Below are 24,826 nucleotides of genomic sequence, written 5' to 3' on the forward strand. Positions count from 1 at the left end.
GCGTATGGCCCCTTTGGCTACTTCGAACTGCGAGCACGCAGAAAGGGCATGGAGATGCAAGAACAGCGATCGAAGATAGGCGTAGTGCTCATGAATACGGGCACGCCCGCATCCCCCAATGCCCGAGACATCAAACCCTATCTTGCTGAATTCCTTGCCGATCCTCGTCTTATCAGCATGCCGCGTTTTCTTTGGCTGCCCATCCTGCATCTTTTCGTGATCAACGCGCGTCCGAAGGCGACTGAGAAGCGCTATCGCGCGATCTGGACCGAAGAAGGCTCTCCTTTCATGGTGAACTCCCTGAATCAGGCGAAGAAGACCCAAGAAGCGCTCGAGCGCCAAGGACTGGATATCCCCGTGCGCTTCGCTGCACGCTATGGCAAACCGCGATTGCAGCATGTGGTAAGAGAGCTACAGGCCGCTGGCTGCACCTCTATCTTAGTGGTCCCTCTCTTTCCTCAGACCGCGTACTCGACAACAGCCTCCTGCAAAGACAAGGTGGCCGCCGTAGCTGCTCGCTTTCCCGATCTTTCGTTCGAAGTGATCGAAGGCTATGCGACTGATGAAGGTTATCTGGATGCGCTCACCTCCTCGATCGAAGAGGCTTGGAACTACGAACCGGGTGCGAAGCTTCTTTTCAGCTTCCACTCCATCCCGCTGCGCGATGTGCGCAATGGCGATAACTATCCCCAGCAGGTCGAGGCAACGGTGGAAGCGGTCACGAAGCAGCTTGGTATCCCAGGCAATAGCTGGGCCATCTCCTATCATTCTCGTTTCGAAGATTCACGCCGCTGGCTTGGGCCAAGTCCCAAGAAAGTGCTCGAAGGCTGGGTGAAGCAAGGTGTGACCAACGTTGCCATGGTAACGCCAGGGTTTTCGTCCGATTGCCTTGAAACGCTGCTGGATGTGGATGTTGAACAGCGTAACTTCTTCTTTGCCCAGTGCGCTAAGCAGGGCAAGGAATGCACGTTCACCTACATTCCTGCTCTAAATGATCGCAAGGATCATATCGATTTCCTGGTGCAGCTCATCAAGAAGAATCTAAGGTAAACCGCAAGCAGCTTTTCGCCCGCGCGAACATCCCCGACAGATCACAAAAAAACGAGCCGCCTTCTCGTAGAAAGCGACCCGTTCTTTAGCAAGGTGCTAATGCCTGATCTTAAGCAGCTGCATTCTGTGAATCCGAGTTAGTAGCAGCTTGAGTGTCGGCCTCGACGCTCCTCTTGCTAGCAGGCTGAGCATTTCTGAGCCACTTGCCGTTCTTGTCGACGTAGTACTTACCACCATCGACCCAAGAACTGGTAGCCATCACGCCATCGGAACCGACCCAATACTGACCGCCGATCCAACGATTCTTAGCCACGGTGCCGTTTGACGTGGTGTAGTACCACTTGCCACCCGTCTTCACCCAGCTATTCATCTTCATAGCGCCAGAGCTGTTGAAGTAGTAGTGATCGTCGTTGATCTTCTGCAGGCCAGTCTGCATGACGCCGTTCCAATCGAAGAAGTAGTACTTACCGCTGATCCAGGTGAGCGTACCTGTGTACATCGCGCCAGAGCTACCGTAGTAATACCACTTGCCGCTCTCCTTGTTCCAGCCTGTCTTCATGGCACCAGAAGAAGTGAGGTAGTAAACATCACCACGCTGGACCCAGTTAGAGTCGTAATAAGTCAAGTCGAGCTTACCAGTCTGCATAGCAGTTGTGGTGGGATCCATGTAGTACCACTTGCCGCTGACCTTCTGCCATCCAGTCTTCTTGGCACCATCGTTCTTGCCGCCATAGTAGTACCACTTGCCGCTGACCTTCTGCCAGCCAGTCTTCATCCAGCCATTGCCATCGAAGCGATAGGTCTTACCATTGATGGCGATCTCTTCGTTGCGCGGATATGCTTTACCTTTAGCTGCCGCAACTGCAGGAGAATACTTGTACCAATAACGCGATCCAGATTTGATCCAGCCACCTGCCTGAGACGAGGAAGCCGTTCCAGTCGAAATAGTGATCGACTTGATCCTGATAGTGCTGTTCGGCTTCTCGCTGGTTGTTGCAACGTTGTTGAGCTTGTTCACCACATCCATGCCGCTGATAACATGACCGAATGCAGCATACTTGCCATCAAGTGCGTTCGTGTTCTGCGTGCTGGTGGTAGGAACGATGAAGAACTGCGAACTTGCACTGTTGTAGTCACTAGCACGCGCCATGGAAATAGTGCCTGCTACGTGCTTGATCGGATTGACCACGCCATTGGCAGAGAATTCACCTTTGATCTTGGTGCTCGATCCACCCGTACCGTCACCTTTCGGATCACCGCCCTGGATGGCGAAGTCCTTTGCAACGCGATGGAAGGTCAACCCATTATAGAAACCACTTTTAGCAAGCTTCACGAAATTGTCGACCGTGATCGGAGCAGCATTACGATCAAGTTCCGCCTTGATCGTGCCGAAGCCTTCGACCTCGATGGTCGCAATGTAAGTATCGTCTGCGTAAGCCTTTTCAGGCTCCTGCATGAACGCGGCACCTACACACATGAGCAAGCCCGCGATGAGCGCAACAAAGGATGCTTTGGCCACCGCGAACGGTGTCTTTTTCACATTCTCCATTGAAACCCCTTTCAGTGCCGAAGCACTGTGATCGAATTCGTATAAATGACTATCGCATGATAACGTGCGCATAGTGCTAGGTCTATACGTTGGAGCCGACACCACAGAAAGACCATTATGTCCGAAAACTGGGACAAGGACTCCTTATCTTGAACGGCAAGATGTCACGCTAAATACCACCTTTCATCAGGTGATACACACCTATCGATCCCAGAACCGCTCCAGATTTGCCAAAAACAAGAGCGGCCGCCCTTCATGGACGACCGCTCGATTTGTGAAGCTCTGATGAAGACGCCTGGAATGAACCCCGAATGCGCCCTTTAAGATGTCTATTTCACGACCAGGATCGGCACGGTGGATTCGCGCAAGACCGCGTAGCTCACCGATCCGATAACGCCGCGGATAGCGCCCAGGCCACGAGAACCCATCACGATAAGATCTGCTTCGATCTCTTTGGCGAATTCGATGATGTCATCGGCTGGCGTATAACCCGGGATCACATCGATGGTTACCTGATCTTCGATGCCATCGATAGCCATACCCAAGCCTGCCTTGACCTTCTCAGATTCCTCCGCGATGGTACGGTTGTAAAGATCCATCACGTCCTCAACGGACAGCAGATACTGTTCAGGGTCGAAGGAAGAATTGTTGAAGCTTGCCGGCAGCTGAGCATTCGGATGGGTGGTAACGAAAACCACATGGATGCGTACCTCTGGATCTGCCAGCGCGAAATCGCGCGCCTTCATCACCGCATCGACTGCATGATCAGAGCCATCATATGCAACTACGATATTGTTGAAAACCATTGGAGTCCCCTATCTATCGCGAACCGCCAGCATCGCTGACGCACATTCCCCTCTTCAGACCGTAAAAACGGTACGCATCCAGTCTAGCACCTTCTTTCTGTTTTCTTCCACATAACAGCTCATTTTCATCGCTCTTCTGATAACATTTCCGTATGAACTGGGCAAACGAGACAAGGATGAACTATGTCGCCAAGAAATAAATTCATTTCTGCCCAAGACACCCGCGAACACGTTACCCGTGAAAAGCTTCTCGAGACTGCCATCGATCTGGTGAACCAGCACGGTATGCGCTATCTCACCATCCGCAATATCTGCGATGAGGCTGGAATTTCTACGGGCAGCTTCTACAATCTTTTCGACGATAAGGACGACCTTATCGCTTACTATCTCAGCAACATCTTCACCTCCTACAAGCAGAAGGCTGAAGATCTTGCAGAGACCCACACGGCACTTGAGCGTGTGGTGCTGATCTATCGCTTCTATATCGATTGTGTTTTGGAAACAGGCATCGAGTTCATCACGGGCCTGTATTCATCCATCACCAACCCGGCGTTCAACTTCCTCGAACGCGACGCTGACAAGGAGCTCGTGCTCGACCGCGTACGTCAAGACCTTGAAGAAGGTGTTACCTCGGGCGAAGTGAAGGCTGATCTTGATATCAACGAAGCCTTGCTACGCATCGCTATCATCATCACTGGTAGCATCTATTACTGGTGCGCATTCGAAGGTCGCATCGACCTTACCTATCAGGCCGATTCCATGCTGCAGAACTATCTGCACTCCATCGCCACTGACCGCGACAGACCCTTCAACGTCCCCCCTATCCCCCGTAACGATCAGGCGTTGATCTAACTCGCATTTCACGAACCAAGAGAGGACGCTTCGGGGCCAGGTTCCGAAGCGTCCATTTTTTACGCAGTAAAACCGTGCACGGTGCTGTGGATGTAAGGTGAGCGTGCAGAACTTACTCTGAACACTAACTTGAAAAACAGAATCGATCGAAGATCGATTCGCACAACAATGCATGAGGCAGTGCAGCGCATGAGCCCGAAGGGCGAACAGCGGAACGGGTAAGTTATGCACGATTACCTTGCAGCCACAGCACCCCAACAATCTCACCAAAACAAAAGGGCCCCTGCTTTCGCAGAGGCCCTTTAGCTGGTACGAATTCGAGAACCAGATTAGACGTACTGATCCTCTTTCTCCTTTGCCGCCAGCTGCACCTTGCACCAGCGCAGCTTACGCGTCAAAACAGAGCGGGAGATAACGCTTTCCTCAGACAGATTCGCGATGCGCTCTTCCAAGGCAGGGATCTCCTTATTGAGCTTATCAACGTTGATGCGGTTGAGAGCTCGCGTCTTATCGCAAAGAACGATAACGCGCTCACCGAGCACCTGAACATAACCACCCATGATGGCAGCGCTCAGAGTGGTTCCACCCTCCTGCTTGGTACGAGCCCAGATGACGCCATCCTTAAGCGCGGAGACGAAAGGCTCGTGGTTCGCCATGATGCCCAGCTCACCTTCGGAGCCGGGAACCATAACGGAATAGAGGGATCCAGAGTAGAGCACCTGGTTCTTTGCTACAACATCACAGATAATCTCGGACATGATTTACTCCTCGTTCTTGAGCTGCTCGTAGGCCGCGTAGACCTCGTCGATGCCGCCCTTCATACGGAAGCACTGCTCAGGGATCTCGTCGCAATTGCCCTTGAGGATCTCATCGAAGGAACGAATGGTGTCCTCGAGCTTGACGTAAGAGCCGTCCTGGCCAGTGAACTGCTTCGCAACGTGGAAGTTCTGGCCGAGGAACTGCTGGACCTTACGAGCACGGTTAACGATGATCTTCTGTTCTTCAGAAAGTTCATCCATACCGAGGATCGCGATGATATCCTGCAGGTCCTTGTACTGCTGCAGGATCTCCTGAACGCCGATCGCAACGCGATAGTGCTCTTCGCCGACGATGTCGGGATCGAGTGCGCGAGAGGTGGACTCCAGCGGGTCGACCGCAGGATAGATGCCCAGCTCAGCGATGGAACGCGAAAGAACGGTCTTAGCATCCAAGTGAGTAAAGGTGGTTGCCGGAGCGGGGTCGGTAAGGTCGTCCGCGGGAACGTAGACAGCCTGCACCGAGGTGATGGAACCAGTCTTGGTCGAGGTGATGCGCTCCTGCAGTTCGCCCATCTCCGTAGCCAGGGTGGGCTGATAACCTACTGCGGAAGGCATACGGCCGAGCAGTGCGGATACCTCAGAACCTGCCTGGGTGAAACGGAAGATGTTGTCGACGAACAACAGAACGTCCTGGCCCTGATCACGGAAGTATTCCGCTTCGGTAAGGCCAGCCAGACCAACACGAAGACGTGCTCCAGGAGGCTCGTTCATCTGGCCATAGACCAAGCAGGTCTTATTGATAACGCCAGAGTCGCTCATCTCCAGGAAGAGGTCAGTACCTTCACGAGTACGCTCGCCTACACCGGTGAATACCGAAGTACCACCATGCTCCTGAGCGAGGTTGTTGATGAGCTCCTGGATGATAACGGTCTTGCCAACGCCTGCGCCGCCGAACAGACCCGTCTTACCACCCTTGATGAAGGGCTCGATCAGGTCGATCGACTTGATGCCAGTCTCGAAGATCTCGGTGGTGGTGGTCAGTTCGTCATAAGCAGGAGCCGAACGATGGATCGGCATCCACTGCTTGATGTCAGGCATGGGCTTGCCGTCAACAGGCTCGCCAACTACGTTCCAAATGCGACCCAGGGTCTCAGGACCGACAGGCATCATCATAGGTGCGCCGGTGTCCTGGACTTCAAGGCCACGAGTAAGGCCGTCCGTAGACGACATCGCAACTGCACGGACCAAGTCGCCAGGGAGGTGCATCTGAACCTCCAAGACCAACTTGATGTGACCAACGGGGGTTTCGGTATCGATGTGAAGCGCGTTATAGATCGCAGGCATTTCGCTCGGTGCGAACTCAACGTCAACAACAGGACCGACGACACGGACGATATGTCCGATACCACCCTTGGCTGCAGGTGCATTATTTGTTTCTTCAGCCATTAGTCCTCCAAAGCTTCGGCGCCACCAACGATCTCGTTGAGCTCTGTGGTGATTGCGCCTTGACGTACACGGTTATAAACACGATTGAGCGTCTCAATCATTTCATTGGCGTTATCCGTCGCATTCTTCATAGCGTTACGACGAGCAGCCTGTTCGGCTGCAGCCGAGTCGATCAGTACGTAGAACAGGTAACCTGCCATGTACTCCGGCAACAGTTGGTCCAGAACCTCGGTCTCGTCAGGTTCGTATTCGAACGAGCCCTGCAGATCGGGGTTGTCTTGGTCGGTCTCGGTGATAGCACCGTAATTGAAGACCGCACCTTCGGGCCTGAATGAAGCCAGGTTGATCGGCAACAGGATCTCTTCGACAAGTTGCTGTTCCGCGGCGTTCTTGGAGTGGTTGTAGAGCACGAACACTTCATCCAATTCACCAGCGGTGTACTTCTCGATGCAGTAGTCGGTCAAGGTATCGGATTCCTCGACACGGGGGTCTGCGGAGAGGTCCCTGAAGGCCAGAACGGTATCGGCCTTGCGGTACTTGAAGTAGGCGATCGCCTTCTTGCCGCAAGCCGCGATAGTGACGTTCTTACCTGCTGCCTTGCATTCCTTCATGATCTTATCGGCACGACGCAGCACGCTGGAGTTGAAGCCGCCTGCCAAGCCACGGTCAGAGGTGACCGCGATGATGAGGGTATTCTTGATCTCATCATGAGGCTTGGTGAGGACCGCATTCGTCTCACCCAGAAGCGAGAGGTTCGAGAGCAGCTCGTACATAGCGTTACGATAAGGAGTCGCGTGCTCCACGCGTTCGGTGGAGTGGCGGATCTTCGCTGCTGCGACCATCTGCATGGTACGCGTGATCTGCTTCGTCGATTCGACGGAATTGATGCGCCTTTCGATATCGTGAAGGGTAGCCATAGATGCCTTCCTTACGCGATGAACTGAAGCTTGAAGGCTTCGATCGCTTCGCGAAGTTTAGCCTCTGAATCGTCGGTGAACTTCTGTTCATCGCGAACCATAGCCACTACTTCACAGTAATTGATACGCAGGTAGTCAAGCATTTCCGTACGGAAGCGAACGATGCTCTCCACAGGCAGGCTATCGAGGAAGCCCTCGTTGCCAGCCCAGATAGCGATCGCTTGCTCTTCAACAGGCATGGGCATGAAACGACCCTGCTTCAGAAGCTCGGTCATAGCTGCACCACGAGTGAGCTGCTGCTGGGTTGCCTTGTCCAGGTCGGAACCGAACTGGGTGAAGGCCTGCAGCTCGCGGAATGCCGCGAGGTCCAGACGCAGCGTACCTGCAACAGACTTCATGGACTTGACCTGTGCAGAACCACCAACGCGGGAAACGGAGATACCAACGTTGATAGCAGGGCGCTGGCCCTGGAAGAACAGGTCGGTCTGCAGGAAGATCTGACCGTCGGTGATGGAGATCACGTTGGTCGGGATGTATGCAGAAACGTCGCCAGCCTGAGTCTCGATGATGGGCAGTGCGGTCAGTGAACCTGCACCGTTCTCATCAGAAAGCTTAACAGCGCGCTCCAACAGGCGAGAATGCAGATAGAAGATGTCGCCTGGGAATGCTTCACGTCCGGGAGGACGACGCAGGGTCAGAGACATCTGACGATAAGCAACTGCCTGTTTGGTAAGGTCGTCATAGACGCAGAGAACATTACCACCAGGATTGTCGGCATTGGCGGGCTTGCCGTCCTTGCCGTTGTACATGAAGTACTCGCCCATTGCGGCACCAGCCATAGGAGCCAAGTACTGCAGCGGAGCTGCGTCTGCAGCGGTTGCCACGACGATGATGGTCTTGTCCAGAGCACCATGCTTTTCCAGAGCTTCAGCAACGTTAGCAACAGTGGAAGCCTTCTGGCCAACAGCAACATAGACGCAGATCATGTCGTCATTGCGCTGGTTGATGATAGCGTCGAGCGCGATGGACGTCTTACCGGTCTGGCGGTCGCCGATGATGAGCTCACGCTGACCACGTCCGATGGGGATCATCGAGTCGATAGCGATGATACCAGTCTGCATCGGCTCTTCAACAGGCTGACGCTCGTGAACGCCAGGAGCCTTGAACTCGACCGGACGATAGCCGTCGGCCTCGATCGGGCCCTTGCCGTCGATCGGCATACCAAGAGGATTGACTACACGGCCGAGCAATCCGCGACCGGAAGGAACCTCCAAAATCTTACCAGTGGTGCGTACCTGGTCATTCTCTTTGATTGCAGTGAGGTCACCCAGGAGTACGGCGCCAACTTCCTCTTCTTCGAGGTTCTGAGCCAAACCATAGACAACGCGGCCGTCTTCAGCGACAAACTCGAGAAGTTCGCCTGCCATGGCACCTTTAAGACCGTCGATGCGGGCAATACCGTCGCCGATTTGGACAACGACGCCGGTCTCGCGAGAATCAACACTGGTGTTGATAGCATCAAGCTGCTTGCGCAACGCTTCATCGATAGACTGTGCGGTGATTTCAGTCACTAGCATTCACCTCCATCTGTCTTTTCTTTCAGCACAATGCGCGCACGATCGAACTGGGAGCGCAGGCTCGCGTCGATGTAGTTGCCCATTGTGGACATGACGATGCCGCCCATGATGGAAGGATCGATGTGCTCGACGAGCACGCAATCCCTACCGAGGTCGGCTTTAATCTTGTTCTTAATTACAGTTCGCAAGTTGTCATCAAGATCAACAACCGTCGTTACATCAACAACATTGAAGTCGAGCTTGGAAACGATGAGCGCTTCATAGTCGGCATAGACGCGGCGCAGCTTTTCAACGTCGCCACGAGAAGCCATGACCGAAAGCAGGTCTACCAACACGGGGTTGTAGCCCTCGAACACCTTACGCGCCAGCTCAGAGCGCTGTTCAGGGGTGAATACCTCGTCGTCAAGGGACAAACGAAGCTTGATGTTGGTGGACATGAATTCCAAGATCTGGACCAATTGGTTGCGAACCTCAACGACAGCATCTCTTCCGCCAGCGTTGTTAGCGCCGTTGAGAGCAGCGTTGGCATAGGCTGCGATAATTTCATTGATGACGTGACGATTAGGCATTTAGACTACCTGCCTCTTTCACGTAGCGCTCGATGAGCTTGCGATGCTCTTCGTCGCTGAAGTCTTCGCCGATTACACGCGTAGCAACGTCAACGGACAGGTCGACCACAGAACCCTTGAGTTCCTCGATCGCCGACTGCTTTTCAGCCTCGATAGCAACTTTTGCCTTAGCAACGATCGCAGCGGCCTCTTCTTGGGCCTTTGCTTTCATCTCGGACTCCATTGCTTCACAGGATTGACGAGCATTATTGAGCATTTGCTGAGCTTGGGTCTTAGCGCCCTCAAGCTGTTCGCGGTATTCTGCCAGCACGCGTTCGCTTTCCTGGCGAGCCTCTTCGGACTTCTCCAGGGAATTCTTGATGGTGTCCTCGCGCTTCTTCAGCATGCCGTCAAAGAGCGGCCAGCCGAACTTCGCCAGGATGATCCACAAGATGATGAAGGCGACGAGCATGGGAATGAATTCGTCCATCTGAGGAAGGATCGCACCGATTCCCGCGCCATCTTCAGCAGCGAATGCAGGCAGAGGGCAAATTGCAGACGCACCGAGCAACGCGACAAAGCCGCTAGCGCAGTTGCGTACATATTTGCTTGCTGTTGCGTTCAATTCGCTTGCCTCCTTCTTTACTATCGGAAAATTCGTATCTGTATGAGCGATTAACCGATGAAGAAGAGAACCAAGCCGAGCAGTGCCAACGCCTCGGACATTGCAGCACCGATGAAGAAGTAGCCCATGAGCTGACCCTTCATTTCAGGCTGACGAGCTGCAGAGACGCACAAACCGTAGGTAGCGATGCCGATACCGATACCAGGACCGATAGCTGCGAGGCCATAGCCTACAACCTTGAGTGCGGCGAGCGCAATACTCATTTCAATCACGATTACCTCCTTTTTTGAATGAAGGCCTATTCCCTCATTCACGTCTAATATTTCCAGCTGCTCTTTCTTTTCGTACCAGCTGAACACCGAATTCGTTTTGCCTGTTCATGCTTGGGCAGACCTTAGAGCTCTACGCTCGACAGGCGGGGTCCTAACACCCCAAGGCATGCCCCCCTGCGGACCAGTCCGCAGGTCCTTGATCCTCGTTCCTAGTGAGGATGGATGGCCATACCGATGTAGGACGAGGACAGGATGGTGAACACGTATGCCTGCAAGAACGCAACGAGCGTTTCGAGAGCGTACATGAAGAACAGCAGGAAGAACCAAGCGATGGACGGAAGACCGACCAGCAAGTCACCGCTGAAGATCGCGGTCTGCAGGAAGATAGTGGTTGCCAAAGAGAAGACAGCCAAGATCATGTGACCTGCGAGCATGTTGCCATAAAGACGGACGGCCAGCGTAAGAACACGGATGACCATGGAGACGAATTCAAGGAACCAGATGATGGGGATCATCGGAGCAGGAATGCCATGAGGCGCGAAGCTCTTCATGTACTTGAAGAAGCCAAGCTGTTTGAATCCGTAGAAGTTGAAGTAGATGAAGGAGACCAGTGCGAGCGCCCAGGTGATGGAGATGGTACCTGTTGCTGCCTTCGCACCAGGGATAAGGCCGACCACGTTCGCGATCAGGATGAAGAAGAACAGCGATGCCAAGAACGGAATATGCTTCTTATAGCCTTCACCGATAACATCTGCGCCAACGCTGTTGGAGATGAAATCGTAGCCATATTCCAGCGCCGCGGTGAACTTCTTGTGTGGGATGAACTCGAGCTTTCGAGCACCGATGAGAACCACGAGCAGAACCAACGCGAATGCGATGAACATGTACAAGGTGTACTGGGAAATGTTCCATCCGCCGATGGAGAAGAGCGTTACAGATTCGAAGTTAGCATACAGACCTTGCGCATGCTCGACGAATTTCTCCAATGCTTCACCCATTGAGATTCCTTACCTTTCCTCTACTTATCGTTAGCGCGCTTCTTCTGGAGCACGTTCTTGTACAGTACGTAGACCACAGTGGCCACAATAAGGACGGCAATTTCAGCGATAGCGAACGGAAGGACCATGTCACGCGCCACCATCGCACAAACGACGAGCGCAACGGCTACGATGATCAGCGAAACGCTTGCTCCGCCCAGTCCGTAAAGCCCCGCATTGAATGGAGAGGTAGAAGTGGAGCGGCGAGAGAGCCTGAGCGCAACGAACAATGCCAGGAAACCCACAAATCCTGCGATGATCCCCAATACGATTGCTGCGATCATTCAACCAACTTTCAAATCTGCACAAATTGCACACTTTTTGAGCCTTTTGAAGCATAAACCAACGGTTCAGAGGCCGTTGTTTGCTTCCGATAAGGTGCTCGATTCAAGGGTAAGTGGTGAAATGAATGTGTTCAGATCATTCGTGGTCGAAAACGCGCAGAGCAATGCCCGATTCTTCGAGCAGTTCCATGGCAAGCTCGTCGGGATAAGGATTCTTATAGATGATCTCTTTGATGCCTGCGTTGATGAGCATCTTGGCACATACCACGCACGGCTGCGTGTTGATGTAGATGACCGAGCCTTCGATGTTGATGCCATAGCGGGCAGCCTGCAACAGTGCATTCTGTTCCGCATGAAGACCGCGGCAGATCTCGTGGCGCTGACCTGACGGAACGCCAAGCTGTTCGCGCAGGCAACCAGTCTCGGCGCAGTGGCGAAGACCAGTGGGCACACCGTTGTAGCCCGTGGCTAGGATGCGGCGATCCTTCACGATAACAGCCCCGACCGCACGACGCATGCAGGTGGTGCGCGTAGCTACCTCTTCGGCGAGCTTCATGAAGTATTCGTCCCAGGATGGGCGCGTATCGAGGTGGGTCTGTGCGGTTTCGGCATTGGTCATGACAAGCTCCTTTGAGAGCGCCGCGCAAGAACATCGTGCTAGAGCATCGTGCTAAGGCATCGTGCATACGAAACGCGGGCGCATAGTACATGCTATCAGTGTACCAACCCTGTCAATCAGCCGATTGGGGACGGGTTCATTTTTGTCCGGGACAAAACAGGGACAGGCTCAGACTCCTGATCGAGAATTTGAACCTGTCCCCAAAGTGTCCGGGACAAAAATGAACCCGTCCCCCGGTCAGTCGTTGATGGCTAAGGTGCCGAAGATGCGATCGCCCGCATCCCCGAGGCCCGGCAGGATGAAGGCGTCATCATTCAGGCGTTCGTCAAGGGCAGCTGTGAAGATGCGTACATCAGGATCGTATTCGAACACGCGCTGCACGCCTTCAGGAGCAGCCACCATCACCACGCAGGTAAGATGCTTCACCCCGCGATCACGGAGCGTCTTGATAGCGGCGATGAGCGAACCACCCGTGGCGAGCATCGGATCGACCAGCAGCACGGAACGTTGCGCGATGTAGGGCGGCATCTTCGCCAGGTATTCGATGGGTTCATGGGTCTCTTCATCGCGATACATGCCCAGATGAGCGATAGGTGCCGTGGGGATGAGCGTCGTGAAAGCGTCCTGCATGGCAAGACCCGCGCGCAGGATGGGCACGATCACTGGCTCGCGACCACTGATGGTCTCACAGGTGGTAGTAGCAAGCGGCGTTTCGACCTCGATGCTGGTCGTAGGAAGCGTGCGCGTGGCCTCATAGACCTCGAGCATGGTAAGTTCGCGCGCAACATCGCGAAAGATATTGGTGGGAGTACGCTTATCGCGCAGCACCGAGAGCTTGTGCGCGATCAAGGGGTGATCGATCACCACCAAGCGATCGCCGAATTGCTCTGCAACTTCCTGCTTCTTGCTCATAAGGTCTCCTTCGAATCTGGGACCAAGGGATGAAGACAAGCGTGCCTGGGACACTTCTGCCTCCGTCCCCGAATTGAATGTTAAAGGCCCGGATAGAGCGGATGGGCCGCGATCAGCTTCTCGATCTGGGTCGAGATCTCGGCTAGTTTCACATCGTCTTCAGCGTTGAACACGGTCTGGGCGATAAGCTCGCCGATCTGATAGAACTCTTCAGCATTGAAACCACGCGTGGTGCCCGCGGCTGAACCTACGCGAATGCCGCTGGTCACGAAGGGCGAACGTGTTTCATTAGGGATGGTGTTCTTGTTCACGGTAAGGCCCACGCGCTCGAGCACCTTTTCAGCATCCTTGCCGGTGATGTTCGCAGGATTCAGGTCGACCAGGCACAAGTGATTGTCCGTGCCACCCGAGACCAAACGCAAGCCGCCATCGGCCATGCCCTTACCAAGCGCCGCAGCGTTCTTCACCACGTTATCGATGTAGGTCTTGTATTCGGGCTGGAGCGCTTCTTCGAATGCGACCGCCTTGCCTGCGATAACATGCATGAGCGGGCCACCCTGAGAACCAGGGAACACTGCCTTGTCGATCTTGTTTGCTAGCTCTTCGTTGTTGGTAAGGATGAAGCCACCACGCGGACCACGCAGGGTCTTGTGGCTCGTGGAAGTGACGATATCCGCATAAGGAATGGGGCTGGGATGTGCGCCCGTTGCCACCAAGCCTGCGATGTGAGCCATGTCGATCATCAGGTAAGCGCCCACTTCGTGCGCGATCTTGGCCATGCGCTCGAAATCGATAACGCGGGGATATGCTGAAGCGCCACCCACGATCAGCTTCGGCTTATGCTCCTTGGCCAAGCGCTCCATTTCATCGTAGTCGATGCGCTCGGTCTGAGGGTCCACACCATAAGCTACGAACTGATAGTCCTTGCCCGAGAAATTGACCGGAGAACCGTGGGTAAGATGTCCGCCATGATCGAGCGAAAGGCCTAAGATGGTATCGCCCAAGTTCACGGTAGCTGCGTAGGCAGCCAGGTTAGCATTCGCTCCACTATGAGGCTGAACGTTAGCGAAACCGCACTTGAACAGCTCTTTCGCGCGGTCTCGTGCCAGATCTTCCACGATGTCGACCTTTTCACACCCGCCATAATAGCGCTTGCCCGGATAGCCTTCAGCGTACTTGTTGGTGAGCACGCTGCCTACAGCCTCCATCACCGCACGAGAGGTGAAGTTCTCCGAAGCGATCAGCTCTACGCAACCGCGTTGGCGCTGCAGCTCTTCATTGATAGCAGTGGCGATCTGCGGGTCTTGCTGTGCCAGGATCGATTGGGTCATCATGTTCTCCTTTCGTGCCTGAAGGCTTGCTTCAGGGGGATTTCTTTGATAAATGAGGTGCGCTTTTGAAGGGCGCAAAGATTGCCGGCTATTCTTCGGCCGATTCATCGGCAGCATCGGCAGCTGGCGCTTCACCCTGCGAAACGGGCAACTCTACACCAAGCGAAGTCAGCGCCTCGAAAGGAGCGATGTAATAGCCTGAAAGGTTCTCTGTCGAACCCAGCAGCGCATCACGGTACAGGCCATTGTCTTGGCTGGCCACCACGCTCCATGCGTCATCGTACTTCTGTACCTGGATCATGCACTCAACGAGCGTAGGCTCGTTCGACTCGAACATGCTCTGCAAGAGCAAACGGCCATATTCGCACGGATCTTCAGTCTGACCTGCCTGAATAGCGATACTGTTGCTCACCAGCCAGGTAACGTATTCATTCGACCACTGCCTGATGATCGGTTCGAGCTGACGGCACGTGATCTTGGCGTTCACTTCACCAGCATCTTCGTCGACGTTCAGTTCCACATCGCCCAGGCTATAGCTGAAGCCTTCGAGCCACCAATCGAAGAACTCTTGCTCGGAAACACCGATCTGCTCAAGGCTCTGCGCCTCGACGACCTCTGGAATGTACCCGATAGCCTCGGGATCCTTCTTATCGAGCGCACCCATTTCGGCGATAGCAGCATTAGCTGCGAGCTGACCAGCAGGCGGCTTGCAACCAGCCAAGCAAAAGGCCGTGGCAAGGAACAATGCGCAAGCGACCAGCGCCAGCACGAACTTCTTCGTAGGGCTAGCCGACAGCGGGCTGATAGTAGAGATGCGATCCGATTTCATAAGGTCCCTTCGAGTCATATACCTGCAATCTGTTCGAGCGATCATTCACTATCGAGCGCCATCATCTTCTCCACGCGCTGTTCGTGGCGACCGCCGCCGAACTCAGTAGCGATGAAGGTGCGCAAGATCTCTTTGTTGGTCTCAAGGTCGACGAAGCGGCCTGAGAGCGTGATGATGTTGGCGTTATTGTGCTCGCGACACAACGCCGCGAATTCGGGGGTGATGATGTTGGCAGCACGAATGCCGGGCACCTTATCTGCTGCCATGGCCATGCCGATGCCCGTACCGCACACGAGCACGCCATAATCGGCAACGCCATCGGCTACATCGCGCGCTACGCGCACTGCGTAGTCGGGATAGTCTACACGGTCATCCGTTTCGGGCCCACGGTCTATCACGTCATAGCCTTGCTCGATCAGGAAGCTTGCCAGCTGGTTCTTCTGCTCGAATCCTGCATGATCCGCGCCGAGTGAAAACACCATGAACGCTCTTCTTTCTGTGAGGTGGTTCGCCTTGCTTGCGCGCTATTCGGGGCGCTGAGGCGAAGCGTTTTCAGGATGTTCTCATTATACGTAAGCCCACTGCGCCCGCACCCACACTCTGGGGACGGGTTCATTTTTGTCCGGGACAAAATGGAGACAGCTTCAAATTGGGAATTCCCGAGACAAATTGGGGGCGTAGCCCTTTTTGTCTACACGGGGTTTGTGGACAAAAAGGGCTACGCCCCCAAATTGTCTACGGGTTACAGTTCGATGGAGCCTTGACGGATGACATTGGGAGTAGGACCAGTGCAATCGACTACGGTCGAGGCGATGCCTGATCGGGTTTGGCCCAGAATGGCCGGGAGGGTGCTTTTGAGGGCTGCGGGAACTTCGTCTAAGGAAGCGGGGGTGGGCTGGCCGGAAAGGTTGGCGGACGTGGCAGCCAAGGGCCCGACCGCTTTGATGAGCTGGAGGGTCTGATCATGATCGGGCATGCGCAGCGCGATGGTTCCGTTGGAAGCGCGATAAGCAGCAGGCACTTCATCGGAGGCCTCGACGATGAGCGTAAGGGCACCTGGCCAGTGATGAACTGCTAGGTCTTTCGCCCAAGCAGGAATGTTCTTGCCGTAGAGCTCAAGGTCCTGCGGGCTTCCCACAAGCCATGCGATGGGCTTGCCATCGGATCGCTGTTTCAGGTTGTAGAGCTCCACTGGTGATTCGGCAGCCTCAACAGCAACGCCTAGGCCATAGACGGTGTCGGTTGGGAACAGTGCAGGCTCTCCTCTGCGGAGTGCGTCTACTACGCTTTCGAAGGATCGGGCGTCGTTGCTGTTGTCGTTGTCGTTGTCGTTGTCGTCGATATCGTCGTTGCTGCCGTTATTGTCGTCGTGGCTCTTGCTGCTCTTATTTCGGCCAAGATCGATGCTGCGAGCACGCCCATGAATAGCCATATCATGGCCATCATGACCAGCTTCTTGCTCCTGATAGCGCGCGGCAACCGCTTGAGCCACTTTGAGTCCATCGACCGCAGCCGACATGATGCCACCTGCGAACCCGGGGCCTTCCCCACAAGGATAGACTCCTGTTTGCAGCTCGAGAACATCATCGCCATCCGCGACCTCATTTTGAATCTGTCCCTGAACCTGTCCCTTTTTTGTCCCGGACAAAAATGAACCCGTCCCCAGGGCTTGGAGGGTGTCGTCTCGGCAGATGCGAACAGGTGAAGATGAGCGTGTCTCGGGAGCAGTAAGGATCGCGGCTGGGTCGTCGAAACCAGCGATCTTCTTGCCCATGAGCGGAAGCGCTTCGCGCAAAGCGTTCGTTATGAAAGGCGGGAGCACTTCATCAAGCGGCGCTTCGACCACGCCGCGTTCATAAGTAGGTTCGCATGAGGCTTGATCGCTTGATGCGCTCGGTACGGATGACCGCCCAGAACCACCCAAGAATGCTCCCACGCGCTGGATCGGCGCCTGATACGGAGCGCCACCAGCTTGTCGCGAAACCTCGAAAGCGCGTTGTTCGACTTCACGCTGAAGCGCGACACCCGCAAGCACATCATCGCTCTTCAGATCGGCAGGATCCACGTTCACCAAGAGCGCCGCGTTCGCATTCTTGCCATCGCGTGCATGATTGCTCATGCCGTTGGTAACGATGCCGCCTTCTTCACTGGCAGCAGCAACCACTTCCCCACCTGGGCACATGCAGAAACTATAGACGCTTCGGCCATTGGGAAGGTGAATGGCCAGCTTGTATTCAGCCGCTTCGAGCGCAGGATGTGCACTGGCGCTTCCCCACTGCGCTGCATTGATGAGCGCTTGAGGATGCTCAATGCGCACGCCCATGGAAAACGGCTTCTGCTCCATGGCAAGCCCCGCATCACGTGCCAACTCGAAGGTTGCGCGTGCCGAATGCCCGCACGCCAAGATGAGCGTGCAGCAAGGCAGCTCTTCGATCTGGCCCGAACGTACATCCTTGATAGTGATGGACTTGAGCGCACCTTCAGCAAGATCAAGACCGACAAGCTGCGTATGAAAGCGCACCGTGCCGCCAAGCGAGATGATCTCTGAGCGAATATTCGCCACGATGTGCGCAAGATTATCGCTTCCCAAATGCGGATGCGCCTGCCACAAGATGCTCTCAGGCGCACCTGCCTCTACGAACCAATGCAGCACGTGAGGGGTGTAGCGATTCTTCAAGTTGGTGGTCAATTTGCCATCCGAGAACGTACCCGCACCACCTTCGCCGAATTGGATGTTCGACCAGGGGTCCAGCTTGCCGGTCTCGAAGAACCGTGCCACATCCTCAGTGCGCTGCTCAACAGGAGCGCCTTGTTCGATGACCAGGGGACGCAAGCCACACTTCGCCAAATACCAAGCTGCGAACAAACCTGCAGGCCCAAGCCCCACCACAACAGGAGGGATCTCTGGCGCAGCCATAGGTGGGATATCGAGCGGTTCATAAGGTTTGGCGGGATTGATCTGCAGCCCCTTCAGCCTGCGATCCTTCGCCGCTGCACGCTCGAGCAACTTCGCTTCTTCGTTAGGTGCAAGCTCGAGACGGTAGGTAGTGATGAAGTGGATGTTCGACTTCTTGCGCGCATCAACGCTGCGCTTGAGCAACTGAGTCGAAATGATCGTCGAAGCAGGTAATCCCAGCTGATGCGCGATCTGATGGATCGCCTGTTCACGATTCGATTCTAGGCCCGCATCAAGGGTGAGCTTCAACCCTGAGACATCGATCATCGCGCACCCTCTTACAGATCCGAATAGTCGCGCGAAATGCGGCTGCGGAATGAATGCTCCTGCATGAGCGAAATGCCCGCGAGCAAACCAGTTGCCCACGCCCAATGCAAGTTATAGCCACCACACGGGCCATCAACATCGATCACTTCACCGGTCACGTAGAAGCCTGGATTCACGTAAGCTTCCATGGTAGTAGGCACCACGTCTTCCACTGAGATGCCGCCGCGGCTCAGCTGCGACTGATCCACGCTACCGCGATCGGTCACTTTGAGCGAAAACGCTTTGATGCTGGTAGAGAGCAACGTGATGCCCGCTCCACTCACTTCAGAATCAAGTCCATCGGTTGCACTGGGGAGTTCAGCCAAGCCTGAAGCGACCAGCGATTCTGCCAATTCAGGCAGGAAGAACCCGCGCAGAAGCTCACGATACGTATGAGGGTATCCGTTGCGCCGCATCAGCACGCGCGAGCGTTCGAATAGGAATTCTTCAAGCTGGTCAAGAGAATAGTCAGGCGCCAGATCGACAACGATGGTGTCGCCAGGCTCCACGAAGCGCGAAGCGTCGAACACCACGATACCTGAAACACCATAGGGACGAAACAGTAGCTCGCCTTCTTCGGAAAAGCCTCGCTCAGTGCAGCGCAAGCGCACCTTCGCGCGCATGCCATCAAGGTCCTTCAGCAGCGCAGTATCGGTCTGCAGAGGGCCGAGCACGGGAACGGACGGGATCCAATCAAGTGCGCCGAGCACGCCCGTTGGCTGCACATCGGCACGCAGCGCCCCACCGACCGCATAGACCACCATGTCTGCGTGGAAGGCTTGAGGAGACTGCGCCAGTTCTCCTTCTGCAAGCGCATCGCCTAAGTCGAGCGAGTAGCGATCGCTGATCTTAGCGATATTGAACACTTCGATGCCACAATAACGCTCCACGCCGCAGCGATCGAGTTCGGCAGCAAGCACCTCGAGCACCGATGTTGCCTTGTTGGAAAAAGGATAGAGCGCGCCTTCGTTCTGTGCGCTTTCGGTCCATACCAGACCCAAGCTCTGGAACCATTGCAGAACAGCATCTTCGCTCGATCCTCCAGGAAGTTGGCCGAGCGATTCAGCCAGGGGCGAAAGCGTGAAGGCGGTATCGAGCGCTTCGAATACCTGCTCGACGAAGACGGGGCGATTATAAGCCTCAGGCGTGATGCCTTCATGAGAGAAATTGCAGCGGCCGTTACCACTGCGCAAGATGGATGCGCCGATGCGCCTACCTCGTTCAAGGATGACCACGCGCACATCCACGAAGTTCATCTTCGCGATCTTGCCGATCGCGCATGCCGCAGCGATCCCAGAAGCGCCGCCGCCCACGATAACAACGGTGAAGCGGCTTTCCTCGCGCGGGAATTCCGTGGTGCTGGCCTGCGTCTTCGCGGCCTTCTTGTCTTTGCGTCTTACCATGCCTTCAATGATACCAGCAGTACTGCCCTGCAGCAGGACGTTTCACGCAGACAGATAGGAGTAGCAACCTTTTGCCCAGACGCTTTCTGCTCAGATATCTTTTGCTCATAGGACGAAGGCAAGACCATCTGGGACACGTTTTGTCCTAAACGCACACTTTTGCCTCCGTCCCAAAAAAAGAACCTGCCCTCGGAATACCCAAGGGCAGGTTCGACACAACGCTTGTGCTGGCTTGTGCCAGCTTGTGCCGGCTTGTGCAAAAGATTACATCTGATGGACCCAGAGGCCATGGATGTTGCAGTAGTCATAGACCGCAACAGGATTCTCGCCAGGAGCGAGGGTGAACTCTGCTTCTGGCTTGTCACCAGGCTGAAGCTCTACATACTGGAAGCCGCGGTTCGTTTCGAGCACGATCATGGTGATCCAGTGGGTGTCGATCATGGGGTGCTCTTCTGCACCGATCTTGACCTTGATATCATCGGTCACTTCAACAACGGGAACATGCTTTTCTGCAGAAGCATCAACGCTGTCAGGGACAAGCTCGGTCATCTGCTGGCCACAGCAGAACAACGCGGGACCTTCGTCGAACAATTTGACTGCTACATTACCGCAGTGTTCGCACTTAAAGAACTGAAGTTTCATGAGTTTCCTCCTCTTTCCTTAACGAGTTCGGGCCGACTTGCGGCTTTTTCGTTACACAAGCATATATAAGCAGAAAAACGCCCAGAAGTATAAGGGGAATCGAAAGAAGTTGCCCCATTGTAAACCAATCTCCAAACAGGTAGCCGATCTGAGCGTCGGGTTGACGGATGAATTCCACCGCGAAACGGAACAAACCATAACCCAACAAGAACACCCCAATATAGGTGCCACGAGGAAATGGTGGCTTTTTGAACGACATCGCATAGAGCACGATGAACAGCACCAATCCTTCGAGCAGCGCCTCATAGAGCTGACTGGGATGGCGTGGCTCCAACCCCGCCGAACCACCAAAGACCACGCCCCAGGGCAGGTCGGTAGGTGCGCCCCACAGTTCGCCGTTGACGAAGTTCGCGCAACGTCCGAAGAACAATCCGATCGGCACACCGATGATAGCCACATCCACAAGCGATAGATACGGCATCTTCACCAGCTTGGCCGCAACGATGCCCGCAAGCAGCGCGCCCACAAGCCCACCATGGAAGCTCATACCACCATTGGCGAAGTTGAGCACTTCTAAGGGATGCGCCGCATAGAATGCATTGTTGTAGATGAGCACATACCCTAAGCGTCCGCCCACGATCACGCCCACCATGGCACAGATGATCACCGTGCACAGCGCGTTCATGTCGAAACGCATCTTCCAGCGTTTGCCCACGAAATAGATGACCACGGCCGCCAGGATGAAGCCCAGCGCATAGGCAATGCCATACCAGCGCGCCGTAAAGGGCCCGATGGAGAAAGCTATGGGATCGAGTGTTTGATAGAGGTCGTTGAGCATACGACCATTATAGCGAGGAATGCATCGATGAAGGAGGAGCGAAAAGCAACACGGTGCAGGTAGCAGGCTATTCGACCGTGCGACCCATACCTGCGTTCACTTCAGAAGCAGCCTGGAAAACATCGGGATAGAGCACGCCCGGGATGGTCTCAACCGCAGAAACGGTCTGTCCGCAATGATCGCAATGGGCCGCGAACAAGGCCTGGGTATTGCTCAGCACCATCATGGACGAATACGTGCGCAGATCGAGCGCTTTAGCGCCGCAGTTCGGACATTTCACGACCGTCTCTTCCATGACAGGGCCTCCTTCCCTCTTCCTTGTTCCCTGTCCTTGCTCCCTGGGCAACTTCACTGCTTCATTTGAACCTGCCTGCTCCATTTGAGACAAGCTAGTTGGCCTGAAACCGTCACCCTTTTTGATTCGATGATCATATTATGGCCCAAAACATCGCCGGTAATGCCGCCACGCGCGTTTTGCTGCCTAACCGCAACTTTTCGCACAAAACCCCTGCGCGCTCACATCCTGATGATTACAGCTCAGGAACATCGGGGCGGCTATCGCCATAGAACGAGAAGCCGTTCTTGCCCTGAGACTTCGTGCGATAGAGCGCTTCATCGGATTGTGCATACAGCTCGCTGACCGTGGTGGTCAGATCTTCGGCACATGCAACGCCGATGGACACCGTAGGATGAACGTCGGCATCGATGTAGTCGCGTGAATCGAAATCGGCAAAGGCCAGTTCATTGATGCGGTTCACCAAGTAACGCAGGCGCTCACCATCGCTCAGCCCAACTACGAAGGCTGCGAATTCATCGCCGCCGATGCGCGCCACGATGTCGCTTTCGCGCAACGCATCATCCAGATGGTGCGCCAGATGCTTCAGCACTTCATCGCCGAAAGGATGCCCGTACGAATCGTTGATGCTCTTGAAATCGTCGATGTCGATGAGCAACACCGAGCACTTGCCTGAGCCATGGGCGCGCTTGTCGATGACGCGCTGCATAGCCGTTTCGCGATTGAAAACACCCGTAAGGCCATCGTGTTCGGCCATCTGTTTCAGCGTCTCGCGCGAGACCATCTTCTCGGTGATGTCGAGCACTACCACGTAATACCACGCATCGCCGTTAGAATCGACGATCAGGTTACCCCAATCCTCAAGCCAGCGGACCTCGCCATTCTTAGCGATGATGCGGTAAGTGACCTTATTGGAACCAGTTTGCGCCGACTGCTCAGCGATCTCTTTGATCACGCGCTCGCGGTCATCGGGATGGATGAAGCCACGAAACGTATTGCCCGTATGGACGCGGAAATCTTCTTCGTTGCGACACCCAGCCATCTGTACCAGACCAGGACCGATGTAGTCGAATTGGTCTTCTCCGAGCACATCGGATGCGCGGTAGCGGAACAAGCCGCCTGGCGTGCGTGCTAGCATCTCTTCGATCTCTTCCCGCGCATTTGCGAGTTCGATGTTCGAACGCTTGAAGTCGAGTGCCGTTTCGTGCAGCTTGATGTAATTGAGCACACGGCGGTGTGCATAGACCGAATAAGGGCGAATGATCACATCGGTAGCGCCAGCGTTGAAGCCTTCATTGATGAGCTCGTCAGAAATATCGTCGACGATCAAGATGATGGGCGTGTCACCCGTGGTGTCCAGGTCGCGAATGGACGTGACGCACTTGATGGCATCCTCATCCACGCCACGGGTGTCGATGAGATAAGCAGAAAATGGGATGGCACGAACCTTGATATCTTCGATGATCCTCGAGCGATCCTTCGCGATGGTAACGTTACAGGTCCCAGAAAGACGCTGAGCCATCTCACTTTCCTGGAACGGGATCTCAGTGGCGATGAGCACCGAATAATATTTTTCGTCTTGGGCTGTGTCTTGAGTTGCGTCTTGGTTTGCTTCTTGCGTCATGGTCGTGATCCTCTTCTTCGATTCAACTACGTTTCAGAAACATGCTCGCTCGACTATGCGCGCCTAACTCTTACGCGCTTCGAATTCCTTTTCAGCTTCTGCCAGCTCTTCGATCACGGGTCCGTTCGTAAGGAAGAATTCGCAGAACTGGCAAATATCCTTCATGCAATGCTCGCGGTCCAGATCAACACGAAAGACAAGAGCAGGATCCATGCTCACGTGGTGGGTCGGACGGTGGCAAGCAGCAAAATGGCAATCTGCTGGACAGCGTTCACCTGGAATGTTATGCGGACAGCGCGAGAGCATTTCCTCATCGCAGCCACGCGTTTCCCAACATTTTGCCATCTAAGAACCTTTCAACATTCGACGAAGACCAGCGCGCCGCCCCGAAGAGGAAGCGGCGCGAATAGTGCACGGTCTACTGAGCAGGAACCACCTTGGTGATGCCAGGGATGCGCTCCTTCAAGATGCGCTCGACACCATTTGCCAACGTCATCTGCGACATAGGGCAGCCCTTGCATGCGCCCTGCAGCTCAACGGTGACCACGCCATCTTCGCTCACATCGACCAGGGCTACGTCGCCGCCGTCTGCCTGGAGCGAAGGACGAATAAGTTCGAGCACTGCTGCTACGTCAGTCTTTTCTACCATGGGAATCTCCTCATTCTTGCCCTAGTGGGCTGTATCTTCTTGTCTTGCAGCCATTCTATCACGCACGATTGCGCCCACTTGTTGAAAATCAGCTATCAACACATCACGCTTAGAACGATCGTAGATGGCAGCAGCAGGATGGAAGGTGGGCAGCACCAAGAAGCGCCCCACTTCCTGCACCGTGCCGCGCAACTTCGTGATGCCCGTATTGGTACGCAAGATGAATTGCGTGGCGAAATTGCCCAGAGTGACGATGACATCCGGATCGATGATCTTGGTCTGTGCGCGCAGATAAGGAGCGCAAGCCTCGATCTCAGCCGCTTGAGGATTGCGATTTTCGGGCGGGCGACACTTCAACACGTTCGCGATGAAGATATCTTCGCGCGCAAGGCCCGCGTCTTCGAGCAGCTCATTCAAGAACTTACCTGCCGCACCTACGAAAGGAACACCTTGAGCGTCCTCGTTCTTACCAGGCGCTTCGCCGATGACCAGGATGCGAGCGTGTGGGTCGCCATCGCCGAAGACGATGTTCGTGCGGGTCTCGCATAGATCACAGCGAGTGCAACCTTCCACCTGTTCGCGCAGCTCTTCAAGCGTTTCTGCAGGCGCGATGGGATTCGCTGGAGCCGTTCGTTCTGGACGGGGCCCCGCATGCTGCATATGCTTGGTGACGATATCTTTTTCGCTCTTCACAGCTACCA

The 24,826-nt window shown here is 54.8% G+C and carries 27 protein-coding genes; 2 read left to right on the plus strand and 25 right to left on the minus strand.

Annotated elements, in window-relative coordinates:
- Nucleotides 1-54 precede the first annotated feature (54 nt).
- Nucleotides 55-1,050, plus strand: coding sequence for a ferrochelatase (hemH, locus tag NFR25_RS02340; protein WP_251197650.1), 996 nt, complete (start codon nt 55-57; stop codon nt 1,048-1,050).
- 109 nt (nt 1,051-1,159) lie between these two features.
- Here hemH and NFR25_RS07425 read toward each other — a convergent pair whose 3' ends face one another.
- Together NFR25_RS07425 and NFR25_RS02355 are read right to left on the minus strand one after the other, a co-directional pair.
- Complete coding sequence (locus NFR25_RS07425) at nt 1,160-2,599, minus strand: peptidylprolyl isomerase (protein WP_338024372.1); 1,440 nt, start codon at nt 2,597-2,599, stop codon at nt 1,160-1,162.
- Between the two features lie 329 nt (nt 2,600-2,928).
- Nucleotides 2,929-3,405, minus strand: a complete 477-nt coding sequence (locus tag NFR25_RS02355; RefSeq protein ID WP_251197651.1) for a universal stress protein — start codon at nt 3,403-3,405, stop codon at nt 2,929-2,931.
- A 183-nt stretch (nt 3,406-3,588) separates the two neighbouring features.
- On the opposite strand from NFR25_RS02355, the gene NFR25_RS02360 reads away from it, so the two are divergent.
- On the plus strand, nt 3,589-4,257 hold the full coding sequence (locus NFR25_RS02360) for a TetR/AcrR family transcriptional regulator (RefSeq protein WP_251197652.1): 669 nt from the start codon (nt 3,589-3,591) through the stop codon (nt 4,255-4,257).
- A 329-nt stretch (nt 4,258-4,586) separates the two neighbouring features.
- On the opposite strand, the gene atpC is transcribed toward NFR25_RS02360, so the two are convergent.
- From atpC to NFR25_RS02480, 23 genes are all read right to left on the minus strand, one after another.
- Complete coding sequence (atpC, locus tag NFR25_RS02365) at nt 4,587-5,015, minus strand: ATP synthase F1 subunit epsilon (RefSeq protein WP_251197653.1); 429 nt, start codon at nt 5,013-5,015, stop codon at nt 4,587-4,589.
- A 3-nt stretch (nt 5,016-5,018) separates the two neighbouring features.
- Complete coding sequence (gene atpD, locus NFR25_RS02370) at nt 5,019-6,461, minus strand: F0F1 ATP synthase subunit beta (protein ID WP_251197654.1); 1,443 nt, start codon at nt 6,459-6,461, stop codon at nt 5,019-5,021.
- Nucleotides 6,461-7,378, minus strand: coding sequence for an ATP synthase F1 subunit gamma (gene atpG / locus NFR25_RS02375; protein ID WP_251197655.1), 918 nt, complete (start codon nt 7,376-7,378; stop codon nt 6,461-6,463). Before atpG ends, atpD begins: the two co-directional genes overlap by 1 nt.
- Nucleotides 7,379-7,389: 11 nt before the next feature.
- Nucleotides 7,390-8,955 carry a F0F1 ATP synthase subunit alpha gene (gene atpA, locus NFR25_RS02380; RefSeq protein ID WP_251197656.1) on the minus strand — a complete coding sequence of 522 codons (1,566 nt, stop codon included), beginning with the start codon at nt 8,953-8,955 and terminating at the stop codon, nt 7,390-7,392.
- Nucleotides 8,949-9,524 (minus strand): ATP synthase F1 subunit delta, encoded by a 576-nt coding sequence (gene atpH / locus NFR25_RS02385; protein WP_251197657.1) that lies wholly within the window; start codon nt 9,522-9,524, stop codon nt 8,949-8,951. The genes atpA and atpH overlap by 7 nt, the downstream gene beginning before the upstream one ends.
- Nucleotides 9,517-10,128 carry a F0F1 ATP synthase subunit B gene (gene atpF / locus NFR25_RS02390; RefSeq protein ID WP_251197658.1) on the minus strand — a complete coding sequence of 204 codons (612 nt, stop codon included), beginning with the start codon at nt 10,126-10,128 and terminating at the stop codon, nt 9,517-9,519. The genes atpH and atpF overlap by 8 nt, the downstream gene beginning before the upstream one ends.
- Before the next feature lie 50 nt (nt 10,129-10,178).
- On the minus strand, nt 10,179-10,397 hold the full coding sequence (gene atpE / locus NFR25_RS02395; protein ID WP_251197802.1) for an ATP synthase F0 subunit C: 219 nt from the start codon (nt 10,395-10,397) through the stop codon (nt 10,179-10,181).
- Between the two features lie 212 nt (nt 10,398-10,609).
- The gene (gene atpB / locus NFR25_RS02400) at nt 10,610-11,398 is read right to left on the minus strand and encodes a F0F1 ATP synthase subunit A (protein ID WP_251197659.1); all 789 of its coding nucleotides are present in this window, start codon (nt 11,396-11,398) and stop codon (nt 10,610-10,612) included.
- 20 nt (nt 11,399-11,418) lie between these two features.
- Complete coding sequence (locus tag NFR25_RS02405) at nt 11,419-11,721, minus strand: hypothetical protein (protein ID WP_251197660.1); 303 nt, start codon at nt 11,719-11,721, stop codon at nt 11,419-11,421.
- 136 nt (nt 11,722-11,857) lie between these two features.
- The gene (locus NFR25_RS02410; protein WP_251197661.1) at nt 11,858-12,340 is read right to left on the minus strand and encodes a deoxycytidylate deaminase; all 483 of its coding nucleotides are present in this window, start codon (nt 12,338-12,340) and stop codon (nt 11,858-11,860) included.
- Between the two features lie 237 nt (nt 12,341-12,577).
- Nucleotides 12,578-13,252: a uracil phosphoribosyltransferase gene (gene upp, locus NFR25_RS02415; protein WP_251197662.1), complete on the minus strand. Its 675-nt coding sequence runs from the start codon at nt 13,250-13,252 to the stop codon at nt 12,578-12,580.
- 80 nt (nt 13,253-13,332) lie between these two features.
- The gene (glyA, locus tag NFR25_RS02420) at nt 13,333-14,583 is read right to left on the minus strand and encodes a serine hydroxymethyltransferase (protein ID WP_275556929.1); all 1,251 of its coding nucleotides are present in this window, start codon (nt 14,581-14,583) and stop codon (nt 13,333-13,335) included.
- An 88-nt stretch (nt 14,584-14,671) separates the two neighbouring features.
- A complete protein-coding gene (locus tag NFR25_RS02425) occupies nt 14,672-15,412 on the minus strand; it encodes a hypothetical protein (protein ID WP_251197664.1) in 741 nt (246 codons plus the stop codon).
- A gap of 41 nt (nt 15,413-15,453) precedes the next feature.
- Nucleotides 15,454-15,894 (minus strand): ribose 5-phosphate isomerase B, encoded by a 441-nt coding sequence (gene rpiB, locus NFR25_RS02430; RefSeq protein ID WP_251197665.1) that lies wholly within the window; start codon nt 15,892-15,894, stop codon nt 15,454-15,456.
- A 260-nt stretch (nt 15,895-16,154) separates the two neighbouring features.
- The gene (locus NFR25_RS02440) at nt 16,155-18,635 is read right to left on the minus strand and encodes an L-threonylcarbamoyladenylate synthase (protein WP_338024373.1); all 2,481 of its coding nucleotides are present in this window, start codon (nt 18,633-18,635) and stop codon (nt 16,155-16,157) included.
- Nucleotides 18,636-18,646: 11 nt separating this feature from the next.
- On the minus strand, nt 18,647-20,077 hold the full coding sequence (locus NFR25_RS02445; RefSeq protein ID WP_251197666.1) for an NAD(P)/FAD-dependent oxidoreductase: 1,431 nt from the start codon (nt 20,075-20,077) through the stop codon (nt 18,647-18,649).
- A gap of 264 nt (nt 20,078-20,341) precedes the next feature.
- On the minus strand, nt 20,342-20,719 hold the full coding sequence (locus NFR25_RS02450; protein ID WP_251197667.1) for a desulfoferrodoxin family protein: 378 nt from the start codon (nt 20,717-20,719) through the stop codon (nt 20,342-20,344).
- Nucleotides 20,700-21,557, minus strand: a complete 858-nt coding sequence (gene lgt, locus NFR25_RS02455) for a prolipoprotein diacylglyceryl transferase (RefSeq protein WP_251197668.1) — start codon at nt 21,555-21,557, stop codon at nt 20,700-20,702. The genes NFR25_RS02450 and lgt overlap by 20 nt, the downstream gene beginning before the upstream one ends.
- Before the next feature lie 67 nt (nt 21,558-21,624).
- Entirely contained in the window at nt 21,625-21,852 is a 228-nt protein-coding gene (locus NFR25_RS02460) for a CpXC domain-containing protein (protein WP_251197669.1), read from the minus strand.
- A gap of 235 nt (nt 21,853-22,087) precedes the next feature.
- Nucleotides 22,088-23,476: a diguanylate cyclase gene (locus NFR25_RS02465; RefSeq protein WP_251197670.1), complete on the minus strand. Its 1,389-nt coding sequence runs from the start codon at nt 23,474-23,476 to the stop codon at nt 22,088-22,090.
- A gap of 63 nt (nt 23,477-23,539) precedes the next feature.
- Complete coding sequence (locus NFR25_RS02470; RefSeq protein ID WP_251197671.1) at nt 23,540-23,821, minus strand: hypothetical protein; 282 nt, start codon at nt 23,819-23,821, stop codon at nt 23,540-23,542.
- Between the two features lie 73 nt (nt 23,822-23,894).
- Complete coding sequence (locus tag NFR25_RS02475) at nt 23,895-24,125, minus strand: NifU family protein (RefSeq protein WP_251197672.1); 231 nt, start codon at nt 24,123-24,125, stop codon at nt 23,895-23,897.
- A gap of 21 nt (nt 24,126-24,146) precedes the next feature.
- Complete coding sequence (locus tag NFR25_RS02480; RefSeq protein WP_251197673.1) at nt 24,147-24,818, minus strand: uracil-DNA glycosylase; 672 nt, start codon at nt 24,816-24,818, stop codon at nt 24,147-24,149.
- Nucleotides 24,819-24,826: the final 8 nt, after the last annotated feature.

The organism is Anaerotardibacter muris, assembly GCF_943192915.1.
Lineage (GTDB): Bacteria > Actinomycetota > Coriobacteriia > Coriobacteriales > Eggerthellaceae > Anaerotardibacter > Anaerotardibacter muris.